General features: G+C 53.0%; 13 protein-coding genes. 3 read left to right on the top strand and 10 right to left on the bottom strand.

All coding sequences use genetic code 11. From position 1 onward, the window contains the following. Nucleotides 1-12: 12 nt before the first annotated feature. Entirely contained in the window at nucleotides 13-1,056 is a 1,044-nt protein-coding gene (locus ABK821_RS03270; RefSeq protein WP_138361970.1) for a GMP reductase, read from the bottom strand. 345 nt (nucleotides 1,057-1,401) lie between these two features. Between ABK821_RS03270 and coaE the strand changes: the two genes are divergently transcribed. Genes coaE through yacG form a run of 3 tightly spaced genes read left to right on the top strand, consistent with a single transcriptional unit; the run spans nucleotide 1,402 to nucleotide 2,975 of the window. Further along, a complete protein-coding gene (coaE, locus tag ABK821_RS03265; RefSeq protein ID WP_138361969.1) occupies nucleotides 1,402-2,025 on the top strand; it encodes a dephospho-CoA kinase in 624 nt (207 codons plus the stop codon). Then, the gene (gene zapD, locus ABK821_RS03260) at nucleotides 2,025-2,768 is read left to right on the top strand and encodes a cell division protein ZapD (protein WP_138361968.1); all 744 of its coding nucleotides are present in this window, start codon (nucleotides 2,025-2,027) and stop codon (nucleotides 2,766-2,768) included. The genes coaE and zapD overlap by 1 nt, the downstream gene beginning before the upstream one ends. A 12-nt stretch (nucleotides 2,769-2,780) precedes the next feature. Then, the gene (gene yacG, locus ABK821_RS03255; RefSeq protein ID WP_138361967.1) at nucleotides 2,781-2,975 is read left to right on the top strand and encodes a DNA gyrase inhibitor YacG; all 195 of its coding nucleotides are present in this window, start codon (nucleotides 2,781-2,783) and stop codon (nucleotides 2,973-2,975) included. Between the two features lie 54 nt (nucleotides 2,976-3,029). Here yacG and mutT read toward each other — a convergent pair whose 3' ends face one another. The 9 genes from mutT to murC all read right to left on the bottom strand — a co-directional run bounded on the left by mutT (nucleotide 3,030) and on the right by murC (nucleotide 13,857). After that, nucleotides 3,030-3,431 carry an 8-oxo-dGTP diphosphatase MutT gene (gene mutT / locus ABK821_RS03250; RefSeq protein WP_138361966.1) on the bottom strand — a complete coding sequence of 134 codons (402 nt, stop codon included), beginning with the start codon at nucleotides 3,429-3,431 and terminating at the stop codon, nucleotides 3,030-3,032. A 60-nt stretch (nucleotides 3,432-3,491) separates the two neighbouring features. Beyond that, a complete protein-coding gene (gene secA, locus ABK821_RS03245; RefSeq protein WP_308561868.1) occupies nucleotides 3,492-6,197 on the bottom strand; it encodes a preprotein translocase subunit SecA in 2,706 nt (901 codons plus the stop codon). A gap of 60 nt (nucleotides 6,198-6,257) precedes the next feature. After that, complete coding sequence (gene secM, locus ABK821_RS03240; protein WP_206665978.1) at nucleotides 6,258-6,767, bottom strand: secA translation cis-regulator SecM; 510 nt, start codon at nucleotides 6,765-6,767, stop codon at nucleotides 6,258-6,260. Nucleotides 6,768-7,012: 245 nt separating this feature from the next. After that, nucleotides 7,013-7,930 carry a UDP-3-O-acyl-N-acetylglucosamine deacetylase gene (gene lpxC / locus ABK821_RS03235; protein ID WP_138361963.1) on the bottom strand — a complete coding sequence of 306 codons (918 nt, stop codon included), beginning with the start codon at nucleotides 7,928-7,930 and terminating at the stop codon, nucleotides 7,013-7,015. Between the two features lie 110 nt (nucleotides 7,931-8,040). Beyond that, a complete protein-coding gene (ftsZ, locus tag ABK821_RS03230; protein ID WP_138361962.1) occupies nucleotides 8,041-9,192 on the bottom strand; it encodes a cell division protein FtsZ in 1,152 nt (383 codons plus the stop codon). A 188-nt stretch (nucleotides 9,193-9,380) separates the two neighbouring features. Continuing rightward, the gene (gene ftsA, locus ABK821_RS03225) at nucleotides 9,381-10,637 is read right to left on the bottom strand and encodes a cell division protein FtsA (protein ID WP_138361961.1); all 1,257 of its coding nucleotides are present in this window, start codon (nucleotides 10,635-10,637) and stop codon (nucleotides 9,381-9,383) included. Next, nucleotides 10,634-11,467, bottom strand: coding sequence for a cell division protein FtsQ (gene ftsQ, locus ABK821_RS03220; RefSeq protein ID WP_138361960.1), 834 nt, complete (start codon nucleotides 11,465-11,467; stop codon nucleotides 10,634-10,636). Before ftsQ ends, ftsA begins: the two co-directional genes overlap by 4 nt. 1 nt (nucleotide 11,468) lies before the next feature. Further along, entirely contained in the window at nucleotides 11,469-12,389 is a 921-nt protein-coding gene (locus ABK821_RS03215) for a D-alanine--D-alanine ligase (protein WP_142503010.1), read from the bottom strand. Beyond that, a complete protein-coding gene (gene murC / locus ABK821_RS03210; RefSeq protein ID WP_343177929.1) occupies nucleotides 12,382-13,857 on the bottom strand; it encodes a UDP-N-acetylmuramate--L-alanine ligase in 1,476 nt (491 codons plus the stop codon). The genes ABK821_RS03215 and murC overlap by 8 nt, the downstream gene beginning before the upstream one ends. Between the last annotated feature and the right edge of the window lie 45 nt (nucleotides 13,858-13,902).

Raw genomic sequence — 13,902 nt, 5'->3', positions numbered from 1 at the left:
CAGCGCGCAGTATCACAGTGTGTTAAACACGCGATTCTCTTGTTCCTGTACGCGAATGAAAGTCGTGCGTTTGGTTAGCTCTTTGAGGCGTGATGCGCCAACGTAAGTGCAGGCGGAGCGCAAACCGCCAAGTATGTCGCGCACGGTGTTATCCACCGGGCCGCGCAGAGGCAGCTTAACGGTCTTGCCTTCCGCCGCACGGTACCCGGCGACACCGCCAACGTGACGTGTCATCGCCGACTCTGAGCTCATACCGTAGAACAGCATGAATTTTTCGCCATTCTCTTCGACTACAGCGCCACCACTTTCTTCATGGCCCGCCAGCATACCGCCAAGCATAACGAAATCCGCGCCGCCACCGAACGCTTTAGCCACATCCCCAGGCATAGTACAGCCACCGTCGCTGATGATCTGTCCTCCCAGACCATGCGCCGCATCCGCACATTCAATCACGGCGGAAAGCTGCGGATATCCCACGCCGGTTTTCACGCGAGTCGTACATACCGAACCGGGACCAATCCCTACTTTCACAATATCAGCGCCAGAAAGAATCAACTCTTCACACATTTCACCGGTGACAACGTTACCTGCGATAATGGTTTTTTGTGGCCAGGCTTCGCGGGCTTTGGCGACAAACTGCACAAAATGCTCCGAATAACCATTCGCAACATCAATACACACAAAGTTAATCTGTGGGCTCTGCGTCAGAATCTGTTCCGTTTTGGCAAAGTCCGCATCGGAAGTACCGGTAGAAACCATCACGTAGCGTAGTACATCTGCAGATACGCTTTGTACAAACGCCTGCCATTGTTCAGCGCTGTAATGCTTGTGTACCGCAGTCAGAACGCCAAAAGCGGCAAGGGCTTTCGCCATAGCAAAGGTGCCGACGGTGTCCATATTGGCCGCGATAATCGGCACGCCGGACCAGGTCTGATCTGAATGTATGAAAGTGAATTCACGTTCCAGCTGTACGTCAGAACGGCTTTTGAGGGTAGAGCGTTTCGGGCGGATAAGAACGTCTTTAAAACCAAGCTTCAAATCTTCTTCAATACGCATGAGCGAATTCCTGGGGTTAATTGCATTATTGTGAGAGCACAACTCCAGTAACGTTATCATACGCATGAATCATAGCCGCGCAAGACTGCGATTTTCGCTTTTTTTACGCTACAATTGTATAAATTTACCTGGTGAATAGCCAAAGCGAATACGCGGTAGCGACTCGCCAGCGAATTATCTTTAACCATTTGATTTACATGCACCCAAAAATCAGAATGCGTGGTGACAACAGTTTGTCGGTTTGATATCACATCGATAAAATCACTGCCGCAGAGTCGTTGTGCTGTAAATAACGGTCCTGTTTATTAAACAATATGCATGTAGTCAGTTTCAGGATTGAGGTGTATGACCTACACAGTGGCGTTAACAGGCGGAATCGGCAGTGGTAAAAGTACCGTAGCCGACGCATTTGCACGCCTCGGAGTTAACGTTATTGATGCAGACATCATCGCGCGCCAGGTTGTCGAGCCCGGCACGCCGGCGCTCGACGCAATTGCTGAACGCTTCGGCCCGCAGATACTCAACAACGAAGATGGCACTCTGAACCGTCGCGTTCTGCGTGAACGCATCTTTGCCCACGTCGAGGATAAGCGCTGGCTGAATGCACTGCTGCACCCGCAAATTCAACGGGAAACGCATCGGCAGATGCAACTTGCCACCTCGCCTTATCTTCTCTGGGTTGTGCCGTTACTGGTCGAAAATCGTTTGTCCGCCAAAGCCGATCGCGTGCTGGTTGTCGATGTGCCGCAAGAGACGCAAATAGAGCGCACGATGCTTCGCGACCGGGTAAGCCGCCAACATGCGGAACATATTCTTGCCGCACAGGCAACGCGCGAACAGCGCCTTGCCGTTGCGGATGATGTTATTGAAAATATGGGCTCACCTGATGCCATCGCTTCGGATGTTGCCCGCCTGCATGCAAAGTATCAACTGCTGGCATCGCAGGGCGTCTCACAGGAAAAAACGTAATGCATACCGCTGTTCTGTTTGAACATCCGCTTAATGAAAAAATGCGCACCTGGCTACGTATTGAATTTTTGCTACAGCAACTGTCCGTATATCCGGCCATTACCAGCCATGCGGATGCGCTGCATTTTTTCCGCAATATCGGCGATCTTTTAGATGTTTTTGAGCGCGGTGAAGTCCGTACCGATCTGCTGAAAGAGCTTGAGCGCCAGCAACGCAAGCTGCAATCGTGGGCGGAAGTTCCAGGGGTTGATCAGGATCGTATCGACACGCTTCGCCAGCAACTGAAACAATCGGGCAGCACATTAATGTCCGCCCCGCGTATCGGCCAATATCTGCGAGAAGATCGCCTGATTGGGCTGGTGCGCCAGCGCCTAAGTATTCCGGGCGGCTGCTGTAACTTTGATCTCCCGACGCTGCATCTCTGGTTGCATATACCGCAGGAACATCGGGATGAGCAGGTCTCGACATGGCTGACCAGCCTTGACCCTCTATCGCAATCGCTGACGCTTATTCTCGATCTGATTCGCAACTCAGCCACATTCCGCAAGCAAACCAGCCTGAATGGCTTTTATCAGGATAACAGTGAGGATGCCGATCTGCTGCGCCTGCGTCTGGACCTTGCCAGCCAGCTCTATCCACAAATTTCAGGCCATAAGAGCCGTTTTGCCATTCGTTTTTTACCGCAGGACAGCGAACACGGCATCATCCCGCAGCGGTTTGATTTTGAACTGGCCTGCTGTTAAGGAGTCAAGAACATGTCAGAAGAGATAACCGTCAACTGCCCGACCTGCGGCAAACTTGTGGTCTGGAACGAACTGAGCCGCCACCGTCCGTTTTGTTCCAGACGCTGCCAGCTTATTGATTTAGGCGAATGGGCTGCGGAAGAAAAACGCATCCCAAGCAGCAGCGACCTGTCCGACAGCGACGGCTGGAGCGAAAAGGAAGCGTAAGTTCATCAAAGGCGGATACGCGTTGCGCAGCCGCCACAATTCACCAAAGTTACCTTATTCTGCCTGAACCTGCTGAACTAACTTCGCAATCACGGATGCATTTGCTGGAGGGAAATCGGCGGCAGTCAGCGCACGCTGTGCGATCCAGCGCCCCGGTTGCCCTTCTTTGCCCCACGGCTCGCCTTCCCACTCCTCCACCAGCCAAAACCACAGCGTAATATGACGGTCAGGAAACTGATGTTGCAGTTGCTCAAACAGGCGGGATGATTTTACCGTAATTCCCACTTCTTCCTGCAGTTCGCGAACCAAAGCCTGCTCAGCCGACTCACCCGTTTCTATTTTTCCACCGGGGAATTCGAGCTTATTCGCCATATGCGCGTCGGCAGCCCGCTGGGTAATAAAGATCTCCCCTTGCGAATTACGGATAATGCCCACTGAAATTTGCAGATTTTTCATTGTACTTATTCCATAAAAAAGGCGCAGATATCTGCGCCTTTATACTCAATTTTATCAAGCTTAGCTCAGACGTCCATGGCACTGTTTATATTTTTTGCCGGAACCGCATGGGCAAGGATCGTTACGCCCTACTTTACGATCGCCGGTTTGCCCGGCCAGCGCTGCGGCAGCGGCGGCGTCATCATCCTGATGGCTCAGGCGTTGCATCTGCGCCAGACGCTCGGCTTCTTCGCGACGCTGCTGTTCCATCGCTTCAACCTCTTCCGGCATCCGCACCTGAACTTTACTCAGCGTACTGATCACTTCATATTTCAGCGACTCCAGCATCGAAGCAAACATGGAAAAAGATTCACGCTTATACTCCTGCTTCGGATCTTTCTGCGCATAGCCGCGCAGATGGATACCCTGACGCAAGTAGTCCATTGCGGCCAGGTGCTCTTTCCACAACGAGTCCAGAGTCTGCAGCATGACGCCTTTTTCGAAATGACGCATCATCTCAGCGCCAACCACTTCTTCCTTACTATGATAAGTTTCGATGGCGCTCTGCAAAATACGCTCGCGAAGAGTTTCTTCGTGCAGCTCTGGCTCTTTATCCAGCCACTCTTTGATCGGTAGATCAAGATCGAAGTCATTTTTCAGACGTTCCTGCAAACCTTCGACATCCCACATCTCTTCCAGCGACTGAGGAGGAATATGCGCATCAATGGTCACTTTGAACACGTCTTCACGAATACTGTTAATCGTTTCGCTAACATCAGTCACATCAAGCAGTTCATTACGCTGGGTATAAATAGCGCGGCGCTGGTCGTTGGCCACGTCATCATATTCCAGCAGTTGCTTACGAATATCAAAGTTGCGGCTTTCAACTTTGCGCTGGGCATTGGCGATCGCCTTGGTCACCCACGGGTGCTCAATCGCCTCACCAGGCTTCATACCCAGTTTACGCATCATGCCGGACACGCGGTCAGAAGCGAAGATACGCATCAGGGCATCTTCCATCGACAGATAGAAACGGGAAGAACCGGGATCCCCCTGACGACCAGAACGACCACGCAACTGGTTATCGATACGACGAGACTCATGGCGCTCAGTACCGATAATATGCAGACCGCCAGCAGCCAGAACCGCATCGTGACGTACCTGCCAGTCGGCTTTGATCTGCGCGATCTGTTCCGGGGTCGGGTCTTCCAGTTGGGCGACTTCAGCCTGCCAGCTCCCCCCCAGCATAATGTCCGTACCACGACCAGCCATGTTAGTCGCAATGGTCACCGCGGACGGATAACCAGCCTGAGCAACGATATCCGCTTCGCTGGCGTGGAACTTCGCGTTCAGCACGTTGTGCTTGATACCCGCTTTAGTCAATTGATGAGAGACCACTTCCGATTTTTCGATAGAAATAGTCCCCACCAGAACCGGCTGACCCGCAGCGGTACGCTCTTTAATATCTTCAATAATGGCCTGAATTTTTTCCGCTTCGGTCATATAGACCAGATCCGCCATATCTTTACGAATCATCGGACGGTTGGTCGGTACCACCACGGTATCCAGCTTGTAAATCGAGCTAAACTCAAACGCTTCGGTATCCGCAGTACCGGTCATCCCCGCCAGCTTCTCATACAGGCGGAAATAGTTCTGGAAAGTAATTGATGCCAGCGTCTGGTTCTCGTTCTGGATTTCAACGCCCTCTTTCGCTTCTACGGCCTGATGTAGCCCATCAGACCAGCGGCGCCCCTGCATGGTACGGCCGGTATGTTCATCGACGATAATAACTTCACCCTCTTTCACGATATAATCAACATCGCGGGTGAACAGCGCATGCGCGCGCAGCGCAGCGGTAACATGGTGCATCAGCATAATGTTAGCTGGCGAATACAAAGACTCACCTTCGTCCATAATACCTTCCTGCACCAGCAGTTCTTCAATCAATACCAGACCGCGTTCCGTCAGGTTAACCTGGCGCGCTTTCTCATCAACCGAGAAATGCCCCTCGCCGGTAAAAGTGTCGGAGTCTTCTTTCTCCTGACGTACCAGATGCGGAATAATTTTGTTCACTTTCTTATACATTTCGGAGCTGTCTTCAGCCGGGCCGGAAATGATAAGCGGAGTACGCGCTTCATCGATCAGGATGGAGTCGACCTCATCCACCAGCGCATAGTGCAGTTTGCGCTGCACGCGCTCTTCAGGACTGAACGCCATATTGTCGCGCAGATAGTCAAAACCATATTCGTTGTTGGTACCATAAGTGATATCGGCGGCGTAGGCTTCACGTTTAGCCGGTGCAGGCAAGCCGGACATGTTAATGCCTACGGTCATACCGAGGAATTCAAACAGCGGGCGGTTGTTCTCCGCGTCGCGCTGCGCCAGGTAGTCGTTGACGGTTACGACGTGAACGCCTTTGCCCGTCAGCGCATTAAGATATGCAGGCAGGGTTGCGGTCAGGGTTTTACCTTCCCCTGTACGCATTTCGGCAATGCAGCGATCGTTAAGTACCATGCCGCCCAGTAACTGGACATCGAAATGGCGCATACCAAAGACGCGTTTGCTGGCTTCACGAACAACCGCAAACGCTTCAGGGATCAGACTTTCCAGGCTTTCGCCCTTTTCCAGACGCGCACGAAACTCAGCGGTTTTCCCTTTCAACTCTTCATCGGAGAGCTTCTCCATGGCCGGTTCCATGGCATTGATAACGTTGACAGTTTTGCGCATACGACGCAGCGTACGGTCGTTACGGCTACCGAACACTTTAGTTAATAACTTGATTAGCATAATAAAATCTCAAACGCCCCGCGATGCGGAGTCACAAAAATGGAATGGTTTATTTTTGGTTTAGCTGAGACGTTGAGGCCCGGCGCGAATACCAGCAACCTGGCTAATCCAGGTACTGACACGAAATGCGCAGTGGGAATAAGATGGGTTATACGCCACCGGGTGAACAACGGCTGGCGGTTTGCTCTCCTGGGTTAACAGGGCGCTAAGCGTATCAAGCAGAGCCAGATGCTGGGCCTGGAGCGGCGAAGACTCTTCGGCTACCGGCAGAGTTTGCGGCGCCATCGCGAAAGAGAGATGACGAATGACCGTGCGAATCGCGTGCTGATGCCAGTAATCAACGGCAAAATTGGGCCGACGGCTGGAAGACTCCAGCAGCGCCAGCTGAGAGAAATTAACTTTAGCAGGATTATGGTTGCTGGAGGTCGTCTTTGCAGGCGATGCGCTTTCATGCTCATGACCGTTGCTAAGCGCAGGCAAACCGAGACTTGCCGCGACCATTCCTAACAGGAGATGCGGCCAGAAATATCGTCTGCCAAACTGTCGCCAGCGCGTCAGCAATCCACTCACTTGCATTACCTTTTGTTTATCGCAACCCAGAGAAAATTTTTGCGTTCAAATACTAACATTAATACGCCTTCACAGCAGCATGAATGAGGCGCCACATAAGGTAAAAACGTTTAAAAAAGGAACAAACGCGCAATAAATACGGATGAGAAATCGAAGCGGGAAACAAATATATCAAAAGAAAACGACTGGCTTCCTGGCCGGAGAGAGTACCAGGTCACCAGTCGCATTTAGCATGGACTGACTTATTACGCCAGAACCATAGTCGGCGCTCGAAACGCCAGCGGCATTTCTGCTTCGTCCTCGAAGGTCACATATTCCCAGGCTTCCTGTTTGGCCAGAACAGCCTGCAGCAATTTGTTATTTAACGCGTGACCGGATTTGTACGCCGTAAACGCGCCGATAATATTGTGCCCGCACATAAACAGATCGCCAATCGCATCCAGCATTTTGTGGCGGACAAACTCATCTTCAAAACGCAGCCCGTCTTCGTTCAATACGCGATAATCGTCAACAACGATGGCACAATCGAAACTACCGCCCAGGCACAGACCGCGGGACTGCAGATATTCGATATCGCGCATGAAGCCAAAAGTACGTGCACGGCTAATCTGGCGCATGAACGCATCAGCCGAGAAGTTCATCGCATAGCGCTGGTTGCTGGAATCAATCGCCGGATGGTTAAAATCAATGGTGAAGTCCAGTGAAAAACCATTGTACGGTTTGAATTCAGCCCATTTATCGCCATCTTCAACGCGAACCGTCTCTTTGATACGCACAAATTTCTTCGCGCTGTTTAGCTCATCAATGCCGGCATCCAGCAGCAGATAAACGAACGGCGCTGCACTACCGTCCATAATCGGGACTTCCGGCGCATCGACTTCAATAATAATGTTGTCGATACCTAAGCCTGCCAGCGCGGCATTAAGGTGCTCGACCGTCGATATCCGTACGTCATGCTCGTTTACCAGGCAAGTACAGAGCATGGTATCACGCACAGATTTGGCATCGGCCGGGAAATCAACCGGTGGATTCAAGTCAGTGCGACGATAGATGACCCCGGTATTTGCCGGCGCAGGGCGCAACGTCAGGGTGACTTTCTTGCCGGTATGCAAACCGACGCCAGTCGCCTGAACGATACGTTTAAGTGTCCTTTGTTTGATCATCGTATAATCTCGCCAGGTTACCTATTCAACCGATAGTGTACAATACATTTAGCACATTCGGCAGAGCAGTTTAGCATAAAGAGCACAGATGCCCAACTTCCGGCCAATTCTTAATCGGCTTGCTTGCGCAGGAAGGCTGGGATATCCAGATAATCCGGCTCTTTAGCGGTTTGCGGCGTATTGTCGTTAACCACTTTAGCGACCGATTTCTGCTCTTGCGTCAATGGAGACATACCGTGCTGCTGGTAGCGATCCATTACCGGCTGCTGAACCTGCTTGTTGGTTACCAGGGTAATCTCCGGACGTTTATCCATACCGATACCGGTTGCCACAACGGTCACGCGCAGTTCGTCGTTCATATCCGGGTCCAGAGAGGTACCGATAACCACGGTCGCGTTATCCGACGCAAATGCGCGGATAGTGTTACCCACGGTTTCGAACTCATCCAGACGCAGGTCGAAGCCCGCAGTGATGTTGACCAGTACGCCGCGCGCGCCGGACAGATCGATATCTTCCAGCAGCGGAGAAGAGATTGCCATTTCCGCCGCTTCTTCCGCACGGTCTTCACCGCTCGCCACGCCGGAGCCCATCATTGCGTAGCCCATTTCAGACATCACGGTACGCACATCCGCAAAGTCAACGTTCATTAAGCCTGGGCGGGTAATCAGTTCTGCGATACCCTGCACCGCGCCTTTCAGCACGTCGTTTGCCGCGCCAAAGGCGTCGAGCAACGAAATGCCGCGGCCCAGGACTTTCAGCAGTTTGTCGTTCGGGATGGTAATCAGCGAATCGACATGTTTGGACAGCTCGGTAATACCCTGTTCAGCGAATGCCATGCGCTTCTTGCCTTCGAAATTGAAAGGCTTAGTCACGACAGCAACGGTCAGGATCCCCAAATCCTTTGCCACTTCAGCCACCACTGGCGCGGCGCCGGTGCCGGTGCCGCCGCCCATACCGGCGGCAATAAACACCATATCTGCGCCTTCAAGCGCATCACGCAGCGCTTCACGGTCTTCATCAGCGGCGTTACGACCGACTTCCGGGTTTGCGCCTGCGCCAAGACCTTTGGTAATACCGCTACCGATCTGGATTGTCTGGCCAACAGCCGTTTTACGCAACGCCTGCGCATCGGTGTTCACCGCGAAAAATTCGACACCCTCAATGCGCTCGCGCACCATGTGCTCAACGGCGTTGCCGCCGCCGCCACCGACGCCGATGACTTTAATCACCGCGTCGTTGGTTAATTCCATAGGTTCAAACATAATTTCTCTCTCCGTTTTACACTTCGCTCTTCAGGCCGCCTCTTTGTTAGCGCCTTCGTTCCTTCCCGGTCGCTTACCCATATAAGCGCCCGGAAACTCACGTCGTTGCCGACTCGATGCGACATAAATGGCTTTGTGTATTGTGCCTGTCGCCTGAGAACGCTAATTTTCTGCGTTCTCTTAAAAAATTAAAACTCTTTTCGCAACCAACTGTTGAGCCGCTTGATCCACGACCCGACCGTCACGCGTTTTTCCACTTCAGCTTCACCACTGAGATGAGATTCCTTCCCGTAGTGCAGCAGCCCAACCGCCGTTGAGTAATACGGCTCCTGGGCATAATCCGTTAATCCGGTGATGTTCAGCGGCGCCCCAATTCGTACCTGCGTATGGAACACGCGCTGCGCACAGGCGGCAAGGCCTTCGATTTGCGCCGCGCCGCCGGTTAATACAATTCCTGCCGCCAGGTGGTGCTTAACACCTTGTTGACGGAGTTGCTCCTGCAACTGCAGAATCTCTTCATTGACAAGGTTGAGCAATTCGGTATAACGCGGCTCAATCACCTCGGCCAGGGTCTGACGCTGCAGGCTACGCGGCGGACGCCCGCCAACGCTCGGAACTTCGACGTTTTCATCTTTACCGACAATGGAGCCCAGCGCGCAGCCGTGACGCACCTTAATGGCTTCCGCGTCGCTCGGCGGCGTTCCGAAGGCGTAAGCGATATCGCTGGTCACCACATTGCCCGCATACGGGATCACTTTGGTATGACGCAGCGCGCCACCGGTGTATACGGCGATGTCCATTGTACCACCGCCGATATCCACCACGCAGACCCCCAGTTCACGCTCGTCCTCCGTTAATACGGAATAGCTGGAGGCTAACCCGGCGAAAATGAGCTGATCGACTTTCAGGCCGCAGCGTTCCACCGCTTTGACAATATTTTTCGCCATATCGTTATGGCAGGTAATCAAATGCACCTTCGCCTGCATACGCACGCCAGAGAGCCCGACGGGATTTTTAATCCCCTCCTGGTAATCAATCGCGTACTCTTGCGGAATCACGTGCAGAACGCGATGCTCATCACGTACACGCACCGATTTCGCGGTGTGCACCACATTCTCGACGTCATCCTGCGTCACTTCTTCTTCCGAAATCGGCACCATACCAATTTCATTTTGACAACTGATATGCTTGCCGGAAAGCGCCAGATAGACTGACGAAATCTGGCAATCCGCCATCAGTTCAGCCTGGTCAATGGCGCGCTGTACGCATTTCACCACGGATTCCAGGTCGTTCACTCCGCCTTTATCCATACCACGCGATGGGCAACTGCCCACGCCAATGATATTAATCATACCGTCGGGCAGAACTTCCCCTACTAAAGCGGCCACCTTCGCGGTGCCGATCTCCAGTCCAACTACCAGTTTTCTGTCCGTCGCCTTGATCATTGTTGTTCTGCCTGTGCCTGATTCTGTTGTTGATTACTCTCTTCCACGGGAACCGGTGCCCAACCGACTGCTGCCCCCGAGTCATAACGCAAATCAACGTAGCTTATCCGTTTGCCGTCGGTCTGCGCCTGCTGCTGAAGAACCGGGTAGAGTTCTATAAAGCGCTGAAGCCGTTTCATGGTATCGCCCCGACCAAGGTTGAGCTTAATATCGTTATTCAGCGTCAACTGCCAGGAACGACGCGCGGTCATCGCCGCCACTTTCACCGTAAATTTATCTTTTGCCAGCGCCTGCCCCATCTCGCGGTATCCCTGCAGAACTTCGTTCTCACTGCCTTCGGGACCGTATAACATCGGTAAATTCTGTTTGCCGATGCGCTCGGCAGGCACGCTGAAAGAATTCCCGTCCGCATCGACCATATGCTGATCATTCCAGCGCGCAAACGGCACATATTCAACCAGATGAATCTTCAATTCGTCCGGCCACTGCTTTCTGACGCTCGCCTGCTTAATCCACGGCAGACGCTCAATCTGGCTTTGAATAATATTGACATCCTGAGTCATAAAGGTGCCCGGAGGCCCTAACGCAAGAATCGCCTGACGGATATCATCGTTGCGCGTATAGTGGCGCTCGCCGGTGACCACCATTTTCGACAGCGGTAAACGCTGTGCATCTTCCATCCAGCCCAGAACCATCCATCCGCTGACCAGCACGGTACACAGGACCACCAGCAGGAAGAAGATACCTGCCAGACGAGTTCCATTGCTTCGACGCGAAGAGATCCCTTCGTCCTCTTCGTGGTTCCGCGTATTCAGCGCAGCCTGCGACATATCACCCCGCCAGGTCCAAAATTCGAACAACAAGCTGCGAGAAGCTCATCCCTGCCTGGCGCGCCGCCATTGGCACCAGACTATGGCTGGTCATGCCAGGAGATGTGTTTGCTTCCAGCAGATAAAACTGACCATCGCTGTCCATCATCACGTCAATTCGCCCCCATCCGCGACAGCCAAGACTATCCCAGGCTTTTTGCGCCAGCGTCTTGATTTCGGACTCGCGGGCAGGATCTTCAAGACCAGGACAGAAATATTGTGTCTCATCAGAAAGATACTTCGCCTCATAATCATAGAAGGTTCCAGCCGCCAGGATACGTATTGACGGTAAAATGTCTTCTCCAAGGATAGCGACGGTAAATTCAGGCCCACTGAGCCATTTTTCAATTAAAACTTCGTCATCGTGCTGAAAAGCCAGCGTCAATGCGGCTTGCAATGCACAACTTTCACTCACTATCGACATACCAACGCTTGAGCCTTCCCGGCTGGGTTTAACAACCAGCGGCAGACCAAGCGCCGAAATTTGCTGTTCAACTTCAGGGGACAGCCCTGCATTAAATTGTTTTCCCGTCACGGTCACCCATGGCGCAACGGGTAAGCCAGCCCCCTGCCACAGCAATTTGCTGCGCAACTTATCCATTGAAATCGCCGAGGCCATCACGCCACTACCGGTATAAGGCAGTTGAATCAATTCCAGCAGCCCCTGCAATGTCCCATCTTCACCACCACGACCATGCAGCGCAATAAACGCTTTCTGAAATCCCATATTTTTCAATTGGGTAATATCAACATCGCGCGGATCGACAGGATACGCATCAACGCCAGCATCACGCAAAGCGGCCAGCACAGCCGAGCCTGACTTGAGCGAAACATCACGTTCAGCCGAAGTCCCACCAAAGAGAACGGCGATTCTATCAGCCATGGCGCTCCTCCGGCGTTTTCTGCGGTTGCAATTTAATTTCAGCCAGATGGCGGGCGATTTTACCGATATTTCCCGCGCCCTGAACCAGCACCAGATCGTTGCCGGTCAATACGGAAGCCAGCATTTCCGCCGCCTGGTTCGGATCTGAAACCAGAATCGGATCCACTTTCCCGCGCCCGCGAATCGTGCGGCACAGCGAACGGCTATCCGCACCTGGGATAGCGGCTTCTCCGGCTGGATAGACATCCAGCATCAGCAAAGCATCAACCTGAGTTAGCACGTTGGCGAAATCGTCGTACAGATCGCGCGTACGGGTAAAACGGTGCGGCTGAAACAGCATCACCAGATGTTTATCCGGCCAGCCCGCGCGTGCCGCTTTAATGGTAGCGTCAACTTCCGTCGGATGATGGCCATAATCATCAATCAGCATGGCGGTGCCATCTTTACCGTTCACCGCAGCTAACGGATATTCGCCAAGGAAATCAAAACGACGTCCGGTTCCCTGGAAGTTTTCCAGCGCATGCAGGATGGCGACATCGTCAATGCCCTCTTCCGTCGCAACGGCAACCGCCGCAGCCGCGTTCAGTGCGTTATGACGCCCCGGTGCGTTCAGCGTCACCTGGATAACGTCTCTGTCCTGGCGCACCAGACGGAAATGCCCCTGAGCGCCGATCTGGCGATAATCTTCAACGCGCACATCAGCATCATCGCTGAATCCGTAGGTCGTGATCTGGCGACCAACGTGCGGCAGCAGTTCACGGATAACCGGATCGTCCACGCACATCACCGCGCGTCCGTAGAACGGCAGATTGTGCAGGAAGTTAATAAACGTCTGCTTCAGATTTTCGAAGTCGCCGTGGTAAGTATCCATATGATCGGCTTCGATATTCGTCACGATAGCGACCATCGGCTGCAAATGCAGGAACGAAGCGTCGCTCTCATCCGCTTCAGCGATCAGATAACGGCTATTCCCCAGGCGCGCATGCACGCCCGCGGCTTTCACCAGTCCGCCGTTAACAAAGGTGGGATCAAGCCCCGCCTCTGCATAAATGCTCGATACCATCGCCGTCGTCGTGGTTTTTCCGTGCGTCCCGGCAATGGCAATACCGTGACGAAAACGCATCAATTCCGCCAGCATCTCGGCGCGACGAATCACCGGAATACGCGCTTCATGAGCAGCGACAATTTCCGGGTTATCCGCAGAAATCGCGCTGGAAACAACAACCACGCTCGCATCACGCACGTTCTCAGGGCGATGGTTGAAATAAATCGTGGCGCCAAGCCGGGTCAACTGCTGGGTTACCGGGTTCGGCGCCAGATCGGAGCCGCTAATCTGATAACCTTCGTTAGCCAGAACTTCGGCAATACCGCCCATGCCGGCACCACCAATGCCAACAAAGTGAATGTGCCGGACGCGACGCATCTCGGGCACGATGGAACGGAGTTTTGCCAGATCTTGTGTATTCATTCTTTACGCCATCAACTTCTTTATTCGGACGGTGATATTCACCGC

Source organism: Klebsiella sp. KE9456 (assembly GCF_043832615.1).
GTDB lineage: Bacteria > Pseudomonadota > Gammaproteobacteria > Enterobacterales > Enterobacteriaceae > Klebsiella > Klebsiella indica.
This window is presented reverse-complemented; position numbering and strand designations above follow the sequence as displayed.